We start from the raw sequence: 17,703 nt of genomic DNA on the forward strand, positions 1-17,703 counted from the left end.
GCACCGTCTAGCCAGGCGGTCCGCCTGTCGGACTCTGATTTTGGACTTGATACTGGCGGGGCGAGACGCCTTCCCAGCGTTTGAACGCACGTGAAAACGGGCTGGGTTCGGAATAACCCAGCAGGTAGGCAGTCTCCGAAACACTGACCTGTCCGGCGCTCAGATAAGCGCGCGCGAGGGTGTGGCGCAATCGATCGAGAAGATCCTCGAACCGTTGGCCCTCCTCGCGCAAACGCCGATACAGAGATTGGCGGGAGAGGTTGAGCTGCCCCGCCACCCAGTCGGCGCCCACCTCTCCGGTGTGAAGGCGCGGCATGATCAACGCCTCCACCTGAGCGCTAAAGGACTGGTCCGCACGCAACCGCTCCAGCATGCGATCGGCATGTTCTGTGAGAATGCCGAAGGCATAGGCCGGCTGCAGACGGACGACATGGTCAGCGACCCAGCGCTCAAGCTCCAGGGCGTTGCGCCCCGTGTTATAGCGCACCGGACAGGCCCATATGCGATCATAGACCTCAGAATGAGCCGGCTGTGGTCCGGCCAGTTCCACCGAAACAATGTGGGACTGTGGCAAAAAACGTCTGGGTCCCGTGATCAGATAGGAAAAGGCCAGTTCGACGATCTCGGGCATAGAGGCACTGATAAGGCGCTGGTCGATAATCCAGTCGGAGGTCCGCCCCCGCTCAAATCTCAGGGGCATCTCGCCCTGGAACGGGGTTTCGATCGTCAGACGGCTGTAGCGGTTCAACTGCATGAGCGCATCGAGCATGGTTTCAGACGCATTGGCGATCAGGCCCGCAATCGAAACCTCGGAGAAATCCGCATGAGCCGCAAACTCGACCACAAGGCCCGGACGCCCGGTCTGGGAGATGACATGTCTCAAAAGACGCGCAAAAGCGGCCATCGGCAATCGTGCATCCCGGTCCCACAGGTCCACATCCCCCAGCCCGCATGTATCCAGCCACACCGTCTGATCCTGGCCAGACATGCGATCCTGCTCTAATGCAGCCGCAAATTCGAGGAGCGCGCGGACAAGTTCGACCGAAACAGAGCCTGCCAGCCCGTCTGCACCAACGGTGATACCAGATGTCATGTGATTGGGACCTCCGATCATGGTGACCACCCGAGCGTCTCCCTATCCTGCGAGACTGACAGTCTGAATCACAATCACAGGACCGTCTGCGCAGCAAGTGCGCGACGGAGCAGGAGAGTCATGACACGCACAAGTGTGGTCGATTACGCCGCCGGTACATTACTGGGCGTGGTCATCCTGGGGCAGCTGGCCTTTTTCATCTTTCTCACCGTCTTCTACACCCTGCCGGCCCTGGCGGGAGACCTGCTTGCATGGAATGCCAATGTCCTGCTGCAGGTGCCGCCCGTCATATCCGGACAGCCTGTCGACACGGTCGCATTCGGGTTTCACGCCATCGGAGCCAGCCTCATTTCATTGATCGGTGGCCTGCAGCTCATCCCTTGGGTACGCAAACACCATCCCGCGTTTCACCGTTTCAATGGCCGCCTGTTCATGCTGACCGTGATCGCGCTCTCCCTGTCCGGTTTCTACCTGGTATGGATTCGCGGTCCCCGCCCCGACTCCCTATCCGAGCTGGGCACCAGCGTGAACGGTCTCCTGATCCTGAGTTTTGTGGTCCTGGCCTTCAATGCCATTCGCCGCCGTCGTTTTGCCGATCACGAGCGCTGGGCCACACGCCTCTTCCTGGTGTCACACGCGCAATGGTTCCTGCGTATTGGCGGATTCGGGTTTTTCGTTTTGGCCCAGTCTCTTGGCTTTGAGGTCGGTTTCGAAAACCCGTTCTTCCAGTTCTGGGTCTGGGGCTGTTTCCTGGTTCCGCTGGTATTGACCGAACTTTTCTTCCGAACCCACCGCTCGCCCGCGTCGCTCGTACGCTGGGCCAGTGCCAGCGTGTTCATCCTGATGACACCCCTGGCGGCTTTCGGGATTTTTGCCTTTACCGCCTTCCTCGTCCAATTGACCCTAGGCAATGTCCCCGCAGGCTGATGAGACCTGCAGGGTGATCAGACGGGCGGGGTGAGGCCGCCAATGGATGGCGGTCTACACATTGCCCCGCGAGAGGAAATCCAGCCCGGACAGGTCAAAATTCTGGCGCTGCGGCATGGCGCGGTCGAGCTCGGCTGAATTGAGACCAAACCATCCGCCCAGCGTGCTGGCATATTGCTCCACCGAGACCTGCGGGATCAGACGACCACCGCCGGCATCCTGTTGATGGCCCAGTTCAGGCTGCGGGAAGGCGCCATACAGTCCTCCATTCACACCGCCGCCGACCACAATCTGGTGACCGCCCCAGCCATGGTCTGTGCCATCCCCGTTCACCGCCAGTGTGCGTCCGAAATCGGACGCGGTGAACAGGGTCACATCGTTTTGCAGCCCCAGCTCAGAGAGTGCCGAATAGAATGAGGACACACCTGCATCAATCGTTGCCAGGTGCGCCGGAAGGCTCTGCGCTTGGCCGGAATGGGTGTCGAAACCACCCATGCCCACGAAGAAGATTTGGCGCGCTGCCCGCAATTCACCTCGGATAGCGATCGTATTGGCGACCGACTGCAATTGGCGGCCCAGATTGTCGCGCGGAAACTGGGTGTTGAAACTTCCTTCTGAGCGCTCAAACGCCTCCGAAAAGCGCTGATTATTCTGATAGCCCTGACCCATAACACCCCCCAGATCGCGTTGCAGGATATGGGCATGGTTCTGGCTGTGACCCCGAAAATAGGTGTCCAGGAGAGTGAACAAGCGGTCGCCCTCCGGGGAGCCGCGGCTATAGCCCACACGCTCCAGCAGCTCGACTTCCGGAGCCCCTTCACTACTAATGCGATAGGGGTTGGCGTCGCGTCCCACGAGGAAGGTGCTCGCTTCGGTCGCGGTGATCGAGGTGAAATCAGCGTCCAAATTGGCACCTGCCGCGATCATCGCATCGGCAAACAAACCGCCCCATCCAAACTGCGCGCCTTCCGGAGCGCCCGCCATCCAGGTCGATTGCTGATCATTGTGCGAGTAGAGCCGTCGAGGCAGACGCGCCCGATCGGCTTCGATATCGGACAGTGTGGTCGGCTCAATCAGCGGACCGACATTGCCGATCACGGCTGCATTGCCCTGGTCGAATAATTGTTTCAGGCGGGGCATTTCCGGCGGCAGGGCCAGCTGACGGCCGGCATTATTACCGGGCAGAGCCGCGTTCAGGCTCAACAGATTCTCCCGCGCCCGGGACGCGCCCTGTTCGGCCAACAAGGTCTGGCGAATATCAGCAAACCCGTCATAAGACGCCGTGTCATAGGGCAGGATCACGTCATGACTGTCCATTCCGCCAAACAGGAACAGGCAGACCAGCGCCTTGTAACCCGAGATCTGGGCGGCATGAGCGGTGAACACACCCGGCGTTCCGGTAGCCAGCAGGCCGGCTCCCATACCGGTGAGAAGATGGCGACGATTGATAGGCATGGCAGGCCCCTTCCCTAACGCTGAACCAAATAGTCGGTGGAGGTCATGGTGATCATCACCGCCATCTCCACCCGATATCGCCGGGCATCCTGATCATTGGGATCGTCCAGCGGAATATTGTTCACGGCATCGATCACGATCTGCCGAGTTGTATTGGTCATCTGCCCCTCCACCAGCAAGGCATTGAGGTGGTCAGCCAGATCCTCCGGGGCATGTGCGAGCGCCATCTCGGTCTCGTAGCCCGCCACATAGGCGCGCGGCGCCGCCGTTTCATCAACCGGATATCCCTGCCCGATAAAGTCGATCATCTCCTGATGACCCCACTCGCCCTCACGCCGGGCGACAAAATAGGTCATGAAGTTCACATAACCGACCGTGGAGGTGGCGTTGACGATCTGCATCTCCGGAACCGTCATGCCGCGATCACCGGCCTCGGTGCGAGGCGGCACATAACCCGGTCGATAGAAGTTGAAGACCGAGGGCGAGAGGAAAGGTCCTTGGGACAGGGATTCCGGGGAGCTCGTATCCCAGATATCCCAGACCAGTTCGGGCTGCCGCGCATTGACCTCGAAGGCACGTGCCCAGTGGATAAAGCGCAGGACCGGTTCGCGGATCTTGCCAAAATCATTGCGGCCCAGCGCATTGTCGGGCTCGGCATCGGGATCGAACAAGATGGCCGAAATCGTGGCCTGCATATCGCCCTTGCGACCATCGCCGACCCGAACCCCGTTGGGCAGGGTGAACTGGCCCGTGTCAAAGGCGCGCGATACCCGCTCAACATAATCGACATCGGGATTGCTGGTCACCAGTCGCTGGATCAATTGGCGCGAAACGAAGGGGCCGACATTGGGGTGAGCCATGATGTGATCAAGGGCCTGATCAATACTCTCCTCCGCCGGAGTGTTCGCCGGAATCGTCAACCCCAGAAAGCTCTTGGCCTGTTCAGAGTGATTATAGGGGTAAACCTGCATGGGGCGGTCATAATAGGAACGCTCCTCATCTCTGTTGAATTCCAAGTTCAGACCGGTGAAGACGCGCGCCAGCCCCGTGATGTCGTCATTGTCGAAAAGCTCACGCGCCTGTCCGCCCGATACGACCGGCGTGCCATCGGGATTGAGTTCCACCAGGCCCACCGTGAATAATTGCAGGATCTCGCGCGCATAGTTCTCGTCGGGCATGCGACCCGTTTCCGGGTCCGCCTTCTGATTGCCCCGATAGGTGAGATAAACCCCCATGGCCGGAGAATAGGTCACGTCTTCGAGCAGGTCGCGGTAATTGCCAAACGCGTTCTCGTTCAGCACATCCATGTAATAGGCCATGGCCTCAGGATGAAAATCGAGCACCGGGTCACGGCGCGAGGTCACCAGGATTTGTGACAGGGCGAAAGCGACACGCTGGCGCAGCTGGTCCTCGCCGTGGATGGCATTCGTCCACCACGTCAAGGTCGGCGCGAGACCATAAACTAGACCGGCAGCTGGCTGGTCCCGGTCCGCGATCAGTCCGCCATGATAGGCGCGCATGCCCGGTGTAATCAGGCTGGGCTCTGTATTGAACTGGTCAAGAACCCAGTCCGAAGCCTCTGTCCCGGTCAGGCGATTGATATCGGCCGCACGGGCCCCGAACCCGGCCTTGGCGAGAAAGCGCGCTGTGGAACTAGTTGTCTCGAAAGAGGGTGAGATCGCCGCCGAGCTGGGAGGGGGCGGGGGCGCTGGCGGATCCGAGGGAGCGGGATCGGACGGGCCACCGCCCGAACAGGCGGCGAGCACCAGGCATGAGGCTATAAACCCTGACCGGAAAACATGCGACATAAGACCCTCCTGACACCGGATGAACGCAGTATGGGGCTAAATCCGTCGATCAGTCATTACAGGCCCGACAAGAATTTGAGGCAAAAACGGGCAGAAATTGAGGCGAATTCGCCTCAATACCGCCCGTCCGCTGCATATTCAGCGATTGCACGCAAACATCTGGGCCGCCGAAACTATTCTGCAAACTCGGTCGTCTCAACCGATCGTCCGTGATCGACAACCTTTTGAAAACGGGCATGATAATCGGGATGTTCCGTTCCCATCAGCCGGTCCCACCAGGTGAAATACAGGCCGTAATTATACCCCGCCTGCGCATGATGCAGGTCATGATGGGTGACTGTGGTCATCCAGTCGAACATCGGTTTTCCAGCCCGCGTGGCCGGGAAAAGCTCATATCCGGAATGCCCTACCACATTGCGCAGGATCTGATGCATCGACCAGATCGTCGCCGCGAGAATGGATACCGGCATCAGGTGCAGAATGATCGGCACAAACAGCGCATTGATCGCCGCCTCTCCCAGATTGAAGGCATAGGCCGTCCAGGGGCTGGGATTACTGGACTTGTGGTGCTCGCGGTGAAAACGTCGAAAGAGTCGGGGATGATGGATCAGACGATGCGTCCAATAGAACCAGGCATCGTGCAACACGATCATCAAACCGATCGAGACCGCAAACCAGATCCAGCCCAGATCGCCCGCGCCCACATAAAGCTGCGTCGTGCCCATGAAAATGGACACCATGGTGACACTGCCCGCGAGGGTGAAGACCAGGATCGAACGCAGGGATGCGCGAATCTCGCGGCGTTTCTGCGCCCACCCCGGACTGTCGGTCCGGATCTTCCTCGCTTGCGTCGAACGGCGGAACACCACACGGCAAACAAGATAAAAGGCGGCAATCGCCAACACATAACGCAGGAGATCGCTGACGAAGAGATCAGGGATGACCATTGGCAGGCGCTGAAGCGCGTGCCACAGATCCGGCGAGGTTTCGGGCATGAATTTGTCCAACAGGTTCTGACACATCGTGTCGGTTAAACTCCGCCAACCTGAAAAAAGCCGGCCCGCATCCGGATCCACGAGGGGTTCGGAGCTGTCCGGCGAGATACGGATCGGGCCGGCAGGCTTGGTTGGCCCATCCGTCATGCCGATCAGTCGGTCTTCTAGCTTGCCTGGAATGAAACGGGATCAGTCTTTTTCAGATCTGATCAGGATTTTTCAGTTTCGCATCCTGTGCGCCGGTGCGTGTCAACGCCTCACGTCGCCAGGCGGTCGGCGTCTGCCCCGTTTCTGCCTTGAAGGCTCGGTTGAAAGGCGCGACAGAGCCATAACCCAGCTCCAGCGCAAGGGTGAGGATCTGGTCATGGGCCCGATCCGGATCCGCCAGGGTTTTGCGGGCATCGGCCAGGCGGTGGGTATTGAGAAAATCGGAGAAATTGCGGTAACCCAGGCCCGAATTGATCAAAAGGCGCAGCCTGTGTTCCGGCGTATCGAGGGCGCGCGCCAGCTGGCTGACACTCAGACCCGCCTGTCGATAACCGCCCGTCTCGACCCACGCCGACAGACGGCGAGCCAGACCCCGGTCTTCAGGACGCACCTGCCTGCCAGGCGCCTCACCAGACCGGTCTGTCTCAGATGCGCGTTCGGGCCGGAGAAACAGTTCCGGTCGTGCCTGAAGGGCCCAATTGCTGAACACAAGTGTGAGTGCAAACAACATCACCCCATGCAGACGGAAAATCAGATCGGGCATGGGCGCGTGCGCATACACCATCTCGACGCCCGCGACACCGACCCCCATGACCCCGACGGTGATCGCAAGTGCCAGGCGAAAGCGGCGACGGGGCTCGACCAGGTCATCCCCCAGGTCCCGCAGGGCAATAAAACCAACATGGATCAACAGCCCAAGCCCGGTCACCTGCCAGGCCATGAGGCTGATCACCGCTCCGCTTGTCCCCTCATCGAACTGAAAGTGTGCGATGGCGAAGCTCAAAATGATCACCGCGGGCGCCGCATGCAGGGGGTGCCACTGAAAATCATCATCGAATAAAGCCAGGATGAACCACCAGAAGATCGCCAGCATGGGGATGGCCGGTGCGCTCAGCCCGATACTTGCCGGGTGAAAGGCCGTGGACAGGGTTTCCGAAGACACGATGGCGTAGGCGGCCGTGGCCAGCATGAACACCCCGCCCAGACGGGCCGCCCAGTTTCCATGACGTAGGGGCATGAACTGAATGGCCAGAACCAAGCACAGTCCCGCCGTGCCGCCCCGTGCGAGGATCTCTATGAGTTCGAGTGTCGACACTGACGCCAGTCCTTTCCGGTGATCCCCATCCTTGCGGTCATCTCCGGGAGTTAAGTCAGATTTCCGCAATCTGTCGAGGCATCATCCCTTCCCTGACCGGCCATCGCGCGCTAGCACAGGGTCATGACACCGATCCAGATATTTGAAGATATTGACCAGGCACGGTTCAGGTCCGAGATCCAGCCGCGCAATCAACCGGCTGTCCTGCGGGGTCTCTGCGCCGACTGGCCCCTGGTCCATGCCGGTCGAAACGGCGCTGATGCCCTGTTCACAGCCCTGGGCCCGCGCGCGCCTGCGCGAGAAGCCGACGTTCTGGAGTTACCGGCGCGGTTCGAGGGACGTTTCCTGCATGACGCAGATTGTACGGGCTTCAACTTCGAGCGTCGGCGCCTCTCGCTGAAGGACTTGTTTGCTCGTTTGAAATCAGAGGCCGGAGCGCAACAGCCCGTCAGCCTGTTCGCGGGCGCCGTACCTCTGCGCGATGACCTGCAATCCCTGGCCGATGAGCATGCCATGCCGCTGCTGGACGGCGTGGAGGAACGCCTGACCTCGTTGTGGATCGGCAATCGCACCCGCACCGCCCCGCATTGGGATCTGCCATCCAATCTCGCCACGGTGATTGCCGGGCGTCGGCGCTTCATCCTCTATCCGCCTGAATGCATTCGCGATCTCTATATTGGGCCCATGGATCGCACGATCGCGGGTCAGCCGGTCAGCCTGGTTGATCCGCTGCAGCCGGATCTGGAGCGTTTCCCGGACTATGCCCGCGCGCAAGACAAGGCATTGACCGCGACCCTGGAGCCCGGAGATACGCTCTACATGCCCAGCCTGTGGGTGCATTTCGTGCAGAGCCTCGACCCGGTCTCCATGATGCTCAACATCTGGTGGCGCGAAGGTCCGCCCCACACCGTCACGCCCTTCCTCACCCTGCTCCATGGCCTGCTCACCCTGAGAGACCTGCCTGAACACGAACGTCAGGCGTGGAAACACGTCTTCGACCATTTCATCTTCGATGCGGCGAACGAAGCTCAGCCCTATCTGAGCGATGAGGCCAAGGGTGTGTTCGGCCCGTCCACCGAGGCCGTGCGCTCGCGGATACGGCAACACTTGTTGCGCACGCTGCAACGCTGACATGGTTACGGGTCTGCTTGTCATACTGGCCTGCCAGCTGGCCGGCGAAATCCTGGTTCGCGCAACGGGCTGGCCCCTGCCTGGCCCGGTGGCCGGCCTCTTGATCCTGCTTGTGATCCTCATCCTTCGTGGCAGCGTGCCCCGCGGCATTGCCCGGGCGACCCGTCCTTTGCACCGCTGGATGCCGCTGTTTTTTGTCCCGGCCGGTGCGGGGCTGGGCGTCTATGCCACCCAGCTTGAAAGCGCGGCCCTCGGGCTCGCCGTGGCTGTTGTGATCAGCACATTGGTCGCGGGTCTTGTTACCGCCGCTCTTTTCACCGCGCTCGCCGACACGGAGGACGCAGAGTGATCGAGGATATGCTCCACTCCCCCCTGTTTGCGCTGGTTCTGACCTTGAGCGCGTACAAGGCAGCAGAATACCTATCTGATCGCTTCGCACGCCCCGCCTGGCTCAACCCCGTCCTGATCGCCATTCTGACCGTCATGGCCTGCCTGTGGGTGCTGGAGCTGGATTATGAGGTCTATTTTGACGGCGCCTGGATTTTGCATTTCCTGCTCGGTCCCGCGACGGTGGCGCTCGCTGTGCCGCTCTATCGCGAAGCGCGAAAGCTTGGCAAAAACGCCATGGCCATCCTCGTCTCTGTGATCATCGGTGCATTGACCGCAACCGGGCTGGCGCTCGCCCTGGGCCTCGCCTTCGGTCTGGATGACGCCATCAAGGCCTCCCTGGCCCCTAAGACTGTGACAACACCCGTCGCGATGGATCTTGCAGACCTGTTGGGCGGCTGGCCCTCCCTCGCAGCGGCGCTGGTGATCCTTGCGGGCATTTTGGGCGCTGTCGCCCTGCCCCCGCTGCTCAGCGGACTGGGCCTTCGGGACCAACGCGCGCAAGGGCTGGCCCTCGGAGTGGCCAGCCACGGGATCGGAACAGCCCGGGCCCTGCAGATCGCCCGGCGAGCCGGTGCCTACTCTGCGCTGGCCATGGGGTTGAGCGCCCTGCTCACGGCGCTTGTCCTGCCACTAGTCTGGCCCTTAGTTTCGAGCTAAGTGAACAGCGTTCAACCGGGTCGGCACTGCAATATGAACAGTCTTTCCTTCTCCCTGCGTGATGGGGACATCACGGGTTATGCCTGGCCCAGACCCGGCGCGCCGCGCCTGATGTTCCTGCATGCCAATGGCTTCAACGCACGCACCTACACGTCCATGCTCCAGCCGTTGGCCGAGCATTTCGATATCCTCGCGCTCGACCTGCGCGGACATGGCCGCTGCCGCCTGCCCACACCCTGGGACCGGATGCGTAACTACGATATCTATGTCGAGGATATCGAAGCGGTGATCACCCAGCTGGACCGCCCGGTCGACATTCTGTCCGGACACTCGCTGGGGGCCACCGTCAGCCTGCTGACCACGCATCGCTTGCAACTAAATGTGCAACTCGCCCTGATCGAGGCGGTCATCCTTCCCGCGCCGATCTATTATCTCAACATGACCCCGCTGCAGCGGCTCATGCATGACCGTCTGCCCTTTGCCCGACTGGCCAGACGTCGGGGGCGAAGCTGGGCGGATACCGACACGGTCAAGGCGCGCTATGCCCGTCGCAAACCCTTCAACCTGTGGGCGCCGGGTGTGCTCGACGACTATCTGGCGGATGGATTGCGCCCAGCTCCTGACGGTGTGGAACTGACCTGTCCGCCGGAATGGGAAGCCGCCAATTACGAGGCCCAGGGCCACAATGTGCCGCACGCCCTGGCAAAGACGGCGCAACGTCTGGGGTCTCGCTTTACACTCTTGCGGGCCGAGTTCGAGAGCACGCTGATGGACCTGTCCGCGATCAAGCGCCACGGTCTCACGCCGATCGCGCTGGACGGGCTGACCCATCTGGCTCCGCAGGAAGCCCCCGAGCGGGTCGCGTCAGAGCTGGTCCGGATCCTCGGTTGAGGCTTCTTCGCGCTTGCGTCGCGCCTCGAGCGGGAGGAGAAAGACCAGGGTCGCGATGATGGACAGATCAAACGCATTCAGCGCGTTTTCGACCAGCACTCCAGCCCCGCCATAACTCTGATCGACATAGATTTCGTTGAACCAGCGCGTGGTCAGGGCGAAATCCATAATGAAGCCTGTTGCATACAGCAGGAGCGCCCACAACACGCGAAGCTGAACCACAATAGCTGCGGCAAGGTAACACGCCACAAAGGCGGTCCAGATCACATAAAAACTGACCGGAACCGTGCGCAACACATAGGCGGTCTGATCCTCGATGGGAAAGAGTTCCTCACCGGTCAGCCGAAACATCATCGCTCCGCCCATCAACAGGATGGCGTAGGCGGCCCTCAAAGCCAGTGCAACAATCAGCACACTGAATAACGTTCGGACGAGCTTATCCATGTCTCTCCACAGTCCCCACTTGGATAAGCCCGCTGTAGTAGATCACTTCGACACAATTCCAATGCCTAAAATTATGCATATTGGTTGTGTTTAATAACCGAGCACCTGCAATCGGGCCGGATCCATTCGGATTTGCAGGAGATCCCCCAGGCGGACCAACTCGCCGTCGACCGCCACCGGATCGGCGACATGGCGCAAAATGGGCTGGACCAGAGCCTGTCCGGATGGATCCGTGATCATCACCGCACGCGAACGCCCCAACATGTCCCGACTGTAGAAATAGGGTGCCAGTCCGCCGGCAATACACAGGATGGCGCAGGCCTTGTGGACCGGGCCCTCATTGGGGCGCATCGCCCCGAACCAGCACTTGCTGTCCAGGATTTCTCCCCGAAGACTCACCGCCCCCTCGGACTGGGCGGCAAACTGGCGAGGATCCGGCAGGCGGGCCTCGGGTCCGGCCGGGCGAATCCAGTCCGGACGGTTCACAACCGCCATCATCTGGTGACGCCCCCGCTGGATCAGCGACCCTTCGACCTCGACCTGATCCGTCGCGATATCGCTTTCGGACAGCTTATTCTGTGCGCCACACTTGCTGTCACACGCCAGCAAAATGGTCTGGGCCCGACCGGCCTCATCCACAGTCTGCAACATGGGATAGGGCTCGCGGACCAGGTGCCCGGTTCGCGTGACGATCGTGGCCATATCCCACTCACCGCGCCCCGCTCCGCCTTGCAGCGCAGCCAGGCCCGCGGCCAGCCCGCCCGCCGTGAGCAGTCCCGCGCCGGTCAAGGCCAGGAGGTAGCGACGATCCACGTCGGGTGTGTCGAGATATCCGACAAAATACGCCCCGTCATCGGTGTCCCGGATCAGTTTATCGCTCATGACGAGGCCTCCTCGTAACGCGCCGGTTCCACATCTGTGCCGGCCGGCAGGGCTTGGATATTCACATAGACCTCACCTGCCTGGATGGCGGTCCGGTAGGTCTTGATCCTCTCGGTGAAGGGTGCGGGAGCCCGACCATTGCGCGGCGTGTATTCATACCCGTGCCAGGGACAGACCACACAGCCATTGACGATACGCCCCTCGCCCAGTGGTCCGTTCTGGTGTTTGCAGGCATTGCTGATCGCGGACACCTGGCCGTCATATCGGAACACGGCAATACGTTCACGTCCCTCACCGGGCACAATCACCGCACGGTCATCGGGAATCTCGGTGAAGGCGCCCACCTTCACCCAGCCCTTCTCCGCATCCAGAGACTGGGGCTTGAACCCGCTACGACGGTCGGCGGTGAACTCCTTGAACCCGGTGATCAGATGAAGCGTGGCGACAACAAAGGCGCTGGCCAGCACCCAGGCCCCAAACAGGTCCGAGCGTTCGTTCTGGACCAGCCCCAAAAGGATATGGGCAACCAGCGCGCCATAGGCCAGATACACGCCCATATGCAGCGCTTTCCAGAACGGTGCCCCCAGATTGGCCAGCCAGAAATCATGACTGGTGGCCGCCATCACAAACAGGATCAAAAAGGCGGCCAGTCCAAGGCTCTCGAACGGAAATCCGTCAATGCGGTGGTACTGCGGATTGTTGGTCAGAAGCGAGATAAACGGGTTGGTCTCGGAGAAGCCGTGATACCACATCAGCACCAGGCCGACATGCACCGTCATGAGCAGGAAGGCCGACACACCCATATGGCGGCGATTATAGAGCAGAGGTTTGAAGCGGGGCGTCAGACGCGCCATCGGACCGATCACGAGAATGAAGGTCAAAAGGTTAAACGCGGCAAATCCGAACGCCCGCAAGACCAGCTGAACCGGGTGAAAACTCTCGCCCTCGGGCTGGGTCAGACCGGTCACGACCACAAAACTGGCGATGAATGTGATGATGATGGCCCACAGGGCGATCACGTATTTCTGTTTGAAACCGTTCCAGATAACGGCCTTGTATCCGACAGCCATCAGTCAGGCTCCCCCGTTAGCGTGGTTTCGATCAGAGCGGACGGCAGGGCCTCGTTCACGGGCGTGCTGCGCTTGTGGCCCAGAGCGAGAGCCGCAATAGCGAGCATGGCCGGAACCAGAAGAAGCCAGACGAGAAAATGAGCGGTGCGATGGGCGCGTCTCATGCCTCACCTCCGCGCAGGGTTCGCGCAATGAGAAGCCCCGCCAGCAAGGGCCACAAGGCCATGACGCCGGGAAAGATCAAGACCCGGAACTGGGCCGGGGCGGCCTCGGCCGCATTGTGATCAAACCGCTTGAGCAGCAATGTGACAAAGACCAGTGCGAAGACGATGCCGAGCCCCAGATAGAGCGCCGCGCCCGTCAAAATCATATCAGCGAGATGCGGATCCATTGACTAGGCCTTCCATCCGGCCAGGCCACCATAGGCAATGCCGGACAAGTCCGACATCTCCCGTTTCCAGGTGGTCAGGTCTTCGATGTTGAAATCAGCCAAGCGGTGATGGCCGCAGGCGCGGGCCATGACCTTCATCAATTCCGTCGACGCGTCGAAGAAATTGGCCAGGCGACGGGCTGATTTTTCCGCCACAAGACGTTGCACCAGTTCCGGTTTCTGGGTGGCGATACCGACCGGGCAGCTATTGGTATGGCACGCGCGCATGGCGACACAGCCGATGGCCTGCATGGCCGCGTTCGAGACCGCAATCGCGTCAGCCCCCAGCGCCAGGGCCTTGATGAAGTCGGCCGGTTTGCGCAAGCCGCCGGTGATCACCAGTGAGACATCAGACATGCCCGACCGGTCCAGATGATGCCGGGCCCGGGCCAGTGCCGGAATGGTGGGGACCGAGATATTGTCGCGGAAAATGATCGGAGCCGCGCCCGTTCCGCCTCCACGCCCGTCGAGGATGACATAGTCGACACCGATCTCGAGGGCGGCATCAAGGTCTTTCTCGATCTGCTGGGCGGAGAGTTTATAGCCGATCGGGATGCCGCCGGTCCGCTCGCGCACCTCGTCAGCAAACGCCTTGATCTGGGACAGCTCGGTCCATTCAGGAAAACGCGGCGGGGAGATGGCATCCTGGCCTTCACGCAGACCACGTGTCTCGGCAATCTTGCCGGTGACCTTGTGGCCGGGCAAATGACCGCCCGTCCCGGTCTTGGCGCCCTGTCCACCCTTGAAATGAAAGGCCTGGACCCGGGCGAGCTTGTCCCAGGAAAAGCCGAAACGGCCGGAGGCGAGTTCGTAGAAATAGCGGCTGTTTTCCGCCTGTTCTTCGGCCAGCATTCCGCCCTCGCCCGAACAAATGCCCGTGCCCACCAGCTCGGCACCGCGCGCCAGGGCGACCTTGGCGGTTTCACTCAGCGCCCCAAAACTCATGTCGGACACAAAGAGCGGGATATCCAGTTCGAGCGGTTTGGCTGCGCGCGGACCGATCACCGTGCAGGCATCCACCGGTTCCTCGTCCAGCAAGGGCGGACGATGCAGCTGCGCCGTAACCAGTTGAATGTCATCCCAGTCCGGCAGCTCCTGGCGTGGCACACCCATCGCATCCACCACACCGTGGTGGCCGGTCTTGGACAGCCCGTGTTCTGCGTAATCCCGGATCAATCGGTTATAGGGCTCGGCCGGTTCGGGATGGGTATCCTGATAATCACCGAGATAGGCCTCACGGTCGAAGGGCTGGGGATTGACGTCATGCCAGGCCGCGATCTCGTCGGCATCCACCCAGACCTGGCCGCTTTTCACCCAGGCCGTGAATTTGTGGAGGGCTTCCGAGTTGTCATACTCGGACACGCCGGTGTCGTAGCGATAATCCCAGTTGTGTACGCCACAGATCAGATTGTGTCCGTCCACATGCCCGTCGGACATCAGGGCGCCGCGGTGCAGACACCGCCCGTAAAGCACCGACACCGCGTCATCATAGCGAACGATGACCAGGTCCACATTGGCCACGCGCGCATGTGTCGGATCCCGATCGGCCAGATCCGCCCATTTTGCGATTGCTGTCTTTTTCATACTGTCTCCCCCGCAGTGTCCCGAGTTTCAGCCGCGCCCAGTCGCAGCGTCAAGCAACAACGCACCTCTAACGCCCAAAAGTGATCCAGGCATCGCACGAGCTCCTGACGGGGTCTGACAAACGCTTGAGGCCTGCTCGCCCCGTTCTGACAAGCCTGCGAGCCAGTTGTGATCACGGTGTCATGACGAAACGTGTATAGGGGATGGCGACAGGGAGGACATTATGATCGATACACAACAGGAGCTGGACTGGCACAAGGTTGCCGAACCAGGCGAGCTGGCCGAAGGCCGCGTAAAGTCAGCCACAGCCGGCACGGTTTCGCTGGCCATCGTTCATTTTGACGGTCAATACGCGGCCATGGACAATCGCTGCCCCCACCAGGGCGGGCCTCTGGGTGAAGGATCCATCGAAACCGGCGTGGACGGCCAGTGCTGGCTGCGCTGCCCCTGGCATGGCTGGGACTTTGATCCGCTGACCGGCTCTCCTCCGGGCGGCCATGAAGACAGCGGACAGGAGACCTATCCGGTCGAGGTGCGCGAGGACGGGATCTATGTCGGCGTGCCCGCCGAGGCTCCGCACGAACGTACGGTCACCGATGTCATGGCCGAGACATTTGTGAACTGGGGCATCAAATCGGTGTTTGGCATGGTCGGTCACTCCAATCTGGGGCTGGCCGATGCGCTTCGCCTGCGCGAGGAGGCCGGCGACATGAGCTATTTTGGCATCCGCCATGAAGGCGCCGCCAGTTTTGCCTGCTCAGGGTATGCCAAACTGTCCGGACATCCCGCCGGCTGTCTGTCGATTGCCGGCCCGGGTGCGACCAATCTCCTGACCGGTCTGTGGGACGCAAAGGTCGACCGGGCCCCGGTCCTCGCCCTGACAGGTCAGGTGCAAGTCCAGGTCTTCGGCCCCGGCGCCTTCCAGGATATCGACCTGGCCAGTGCGTTCGAGCCGGTCTCCCGTTTCTCCCAGACCGTGCTGCATACGTCCCACCACGCCGAACTGGCCTCGCTGGCCTGCAAGAATGCCATTGTGCACTCCGATGTCGCGCATCTGATCTTCCCCGATGATGTGCAGACCCTGCCTTCTGACGCCCCGGCGGGTCAGCCCGATGGACGTCTGGCCGCAGGCGATATTGCCCCGCCGCAAGAGGCGCTCGACCAGGCCGTGGCCAGGCTCACCTCCGCCCGGCGTCCCTTGATCATTGTCGGTTATGGTGCGCGCGACGGCATGGATCAGGTTCTCTCCCTGGCCCGCCAGCTCAATGCTCCGGTGGTGACAACATTCAAGGCCAAGGGCCAGATCGCCGATACCGATCCCCTCGCCGCCGGGGTTCTGGGACGCTCGGGCACGCCGATCGCCAGCTGGTTCATGAATGAGTGTGACCTGATCCTGGCCCTGGGCACCTCCTTCTCGAACCATACCGGTATCGAGCCGAAAAAGCCGATCATCCAGGTCGATCACGAACGCATGCAATTGGGCAAATTCCACCCGGTCGAGGTTCCGGTCTGGGGTGAGGTTCGACGCACGTTGGGCATTTTGCGCCATATGCTGAAATCACAGGACCTGGCGGCCATCGATCAAAGAGACGAACTGGCCGAACGCTGGCGGATGTGGCGGGCGGAAAAACAGACCCGTATCACCGAAGATCGGGGTCAGGGCCTGTCCGCGGCCGCACTGTTTGACAGCCTGACACGCCTGATCCCTGACAATGCGGCGATCGCTGTGGATGTCGGCAACAACACCTACTCCTTCGGCCGCTATTTCGAACCCTGCGGCCAACGCGTGATGATGTCGGGTTATCTCGGTTCCATCGGCTTTGCCTTCCCGGCGGCGATGGGCGCCTGGGCAGCCACACGCGATTTCGCGGAGCACGCCGACCGTCCGGTCGTATCGATCTCGGGCGATGGCGGGTTCGGCCAATATGCGATGGAATTCACCACGGCCGTCAAATACGGCATGAACATCACCCATTTCCTGATGAATAACAGTCAGCTGGGCAAGATCACCAAGGAACAGCGCGCCGGCCAGTGGCCGGTCTGGCAAACCAGCCTGGTCAATCCACCCCTGGCCGGTTTTGCACGGGCGTGTGGCGGGCATGGCATGCGCGTGACCCGGCGCGAGGAGCTGGACGATGCCGTGCGTGAGGCTCTGGCCTATGAGGGTCCGGCCCTGGTGGAAATCATCACCGATGCGGAACTGGTCTGATGCTGGACGAGACGCTCAGCTCCACCACACCGATGGCGCATATGGGCGGCTGGATCGAGCCGGTCGTCCATGCACTGGAGACCATCGCCTTGGGCATCGACCTGATTGGGATGACCATCATTCTCTATGGGTTTGTGATCTCGCTGATCGGTTTTCTGGGCGCGGAATGGCAAAGACTACGCGGTGGCAATGCCCTGCTGGCCTGCCAGTCCGTGCGGATCCAGCTGGGCAGCTATATCCTTCTGGGGATCGAATTCATGATCGCCTCGGATATTGTTCACACGGTGATCAGTCGCGAGCTGGAAGACCTCGCATTCGTGGCGGCCCTCGTCGCTATCCGCACTGCCATCAGCTATTTCCTGGGCAAGGAACTCGCAGAGGTCAGCGCGGAACACCGGGCCCGGCCCTCCTAGACAGCCCGGCCTGACCCCAAC

General features: G+C 61.1%; 18 protein-coding genes. 7 read left to right on the forward strand and 11 right to left on the reverse strand.

Features of this window, described 5'->3' with window-relative positions; all coding sequences use genetic code 11:
* Nucleotides 1–7: 7 nt before the first annotated feature.
* Nucleotides 8–1,093, reverse strand: a complete 1,086-nt coding sequence (locus tag RMQ97_RS08005; RefSeq protein ID WP_413660334.1) for a helix-turn-helix domain-containing protein — start codon at nt 1,091–1,093, stop codon at nt 8–10.
* Nucleotides 1,094–1,213: 120 nt separating this feature from the next.
* On the opposite strand from RMQ97_RS08005, the gene RMQ97_RS08010 reads away from it, so the two are divergent.
* Entirely contained in the window at nt 1,214–2,020 is an 807-nt protein-coding gene (locus RMQ97_RS08010) for a DUF2306 domain-containing protein (RefSeq protein ID WP_413660335.1), read from the forward strand.
* A 54-nt stretch (nt 2,021–2,074) separates the two neighbouring features.
* Here the strand turns inward: RMQ97_RS08010 and RMQ97_RS08015 are convergent, their stop codons facing one another.
* From RMQ97_RS08015 to RMQ97_RS08030, 4 genes are all read right to left on the reverse strand, one after another.
* Nucleotides 2,075–3,475 carry a DUF1501 domain-containing protein gene (locus tag RMQ97_RS08015; RefSeq protein WP_413660336.1) on the reverse strand — a complete coding sequence of 467 codons (1,401 nt, stop codon included), beginning with the start codon at nt 3,473–3,475 and terminating at the stop codon, nt 2,075–2,077.
* A 14-nt stretch (nt 3,476–3,489) separates the two neighbouring features.
* A complete protein-coding gene (locus RMQ97_RS08020) occupies nt 3,490–5,283 on the reverse strand; it encodes a DUF1800 domain-containing protein (RefSeq protein ID WP_413660337.1) in 1,794 nt (597 codons plus the stop codon).
* Nucleotides 5,284–5,456: 173 nt separating this feature from the next.
* Nucleotides 5,457–6,278 carry a sterol desaturase family protein gene (locus tag RMQ97_RS08025; RefSeq protein ID WP_413660338.1) on the reverse strand — a complete coding sequence of 274 codons (822 nt, stop codon included), beginning with the start codon at nt 6,276–6,278 and terminating at the stop codon, nt 5,457–5,459.
* Between the two features lie 199 nt (nt 6,279–6,477).
* Nucleotides 6,478–7,581, reverse strand: a complete 1,104-nt coding sequence (locus RMQ97_RS08030; RefSeq protein WP_413660339.1) for a helix-turn-helix domain-containing protein — start codon at nt 7,579–7,581, stop codon at nt 6,478–6,480.
* A gap of 123 nt (nt 7,582–7,704) precedes the next feature.
* Here RMQ97_RS08030 and RMQ97_RS08035 point away from each other — a divergent pair, with 123 nt between their 5' ends.
* Genes RMQ97_RS08035 through RMQ97_RS08050 form a run of 4 tightly spaced genes read left to right on the forward strand, consistent with a single transcriptional unit; the run spans nt 7,705 to nt 10,650 of the window.
* A complete protein-coding gene (locus tag RMQ97_RS08035; RefSeq protein ID WP_413660340.1) occupies nt 7,705–8,712 on the forward strand; it encodes a cupin-like domain-containing protein in 1,008 nt (335 codons plus the stop codon).
* 1 nt (nt 8,713) lies between these two features.
* Nucleotides 8,714–9,061: a CidA/LrgA family protein gene (locus tag RMQ97_RS08040; RefSeq protein ID WP_413660341.1), complete on the forward strand. Its 348-nt coding sequence runs from the start codon at nt 8,714–8,716 to the stop codon at nt 9,059–9,061.
* Nucleotides 9,058–9,759: an LrgB family protein gene (locus RMQ97_RS08045; protein WP_413660342.1), complete on the forward strand. Its 702-nt coding sequence runs from the start codon at nt 9,058–9,060 to the stop codon at nt 9,757–9,759. The genes RMQ97_RS08040 and RMQ97_RS08045 overlap by 4 nt, the downstream gene beginning before the upstream one ends.
* Before the next feature lie 33 nt (nt 9,760–9,792).
* On the forward strand, nt 9,793–10,650 hold the full coding sequence (locus RMQ97_RS08050) for an alpha/beta fold hydrolase (RefSeq protein WP_413660343.1): 858 nt from the start codon (nt 9,793–9,795) through the stop codon (nt 10,648–10,650).
* Here RMQ97_RS08050 and RMQ97_RS08055 read toward each other — a convergent pair.
* The 6 genes from RMQ97_RS08055 to RMQ97_RS08080 form a co-directional block, all read right to left on the reverse strand.
* Nucleotides 10,624–11,094: a hypothetical protein gene (locus tag RMQ97_RS08055; protein WP_413660344.1), complete on the reverse strand. Its 471-nt coding sequence runs from the start codon at nt 11,092–11,094 to the stop codon at nt 10,624–10,626. The genes RMQ97_RS08050 and RMQ97_RS08055 overlap by 27 nt on opposite strands.
* A 90-nt stretch (nt 11,095–11,184) precedes the next feature.
* A complete protein-coding gene (locus RMQ97_RS08060; protein ID WP_413660345.1) occupies nt 11,185–11,976 on the reverse strand; it encodes a hypothetical protein in 792 nt (263 codons plus the stop codon).
* The gene (locus RMQ97_RS08065) at nt 11,973–13,046 is read right to left on the reverse strand and encodes a Rieske 2Fe-2S domain-containing protein (RefSeq protein ID WP_413660346.1); all 1,074 of its coding nucleotides are present in this window, start codon (nt 13,044–13,046) and stop codon (nt 11,973–11,975) included. The genes RMQ97_RS08060 and RMQ97_RS08065 overlap by 4 nt, the downstream gene beginning before the upstream one ends.
* Nucleotides 13,046–13,210, reverse strand: coding sequence for a hypothetical protein (locus tag RMQ97_RS08070; RefSeq protein WP_413660347.1), 165 nt, complete (start codon nt 13,208–13,210; stop codon nt 13,046–13,048). Before RMQ97_RS08070 ends, RMQ97_RS08065 begins: the two co-directional genes overlap by 1 nt.
* The gene (locus RMQ97_RS08075; RefSeq protein WP_413660348.1) at nt 13,207–13,437 is read right to left on the reverse strand and encodes a hypothetical protein; all 231 of its coding nucleotides are present in this window, start codon (nt 13,435–13,437) and stop codon (nt 13,207–13,209) included. The genes RMQ97_RS08070 and RMQ97_RS08075 overlap by 4 nt, the downstream gene beginning before the upstream one ends.
* Before the next feature lie 3 nt (nt 13,438–13,440).
* On the reverse strand, nt 13,441–15,060 hold the full coding sequence (locus RMQ97_RS08080) for a glutamate synthase-related protein (RefSeq protein ID WP_413660349.1): 1,620 nt from the start codon (nt 15,058–15,060) through the stop codon (nt 13,441–13,443).
* A gap of 223 nt (nt 15,061–15,283) precedes the next feature.
* Here RMQ97_RS08080 and RMQ97_RS08085 point away from each other — a divergent pair, with 223 nt between their 5' ends.
* Both RMQ97_RS08085 and RMQ97_RS08090 read left to right on the forward strand, forming a co-directional pair.
* Nucleotides 15,284–17,269, forward strand: a complete 1,986-nt coding sequence (locus RMQ97_RS08085; RefSeq protein WP_413660350.1) for a thiamine pyrophosphate-dependent enzyme — start codon at nt 15,284–15,286, stop codon at nt 17,267–17,269.
* A complete protein-coding gene (locus RMQ97_RS08090) occupies nt 17,269–17,682 on the forward strand; it encodes a DUF1622 domain-containing protein (RefSeq protein ID WP_413660351.1) in 414 nt (137 codons plus the stop codon). Before RMQ97_RS08085 ends, RMQ97_RS08090 begins: the two co-directional genes overlap by 1 nt.
* Nucleotides 17,683–17,703 lie beyond the last annotated feature (21 nt).

It is taken from the genome of Maricaulis sp. D1M11 (assembly GCF_047308265.1).
GTDB lineage: Bacteria > Pseudomonadota > Alphaproteobacteria > Caulobacterales > Maricaulaceae > Maricaulis.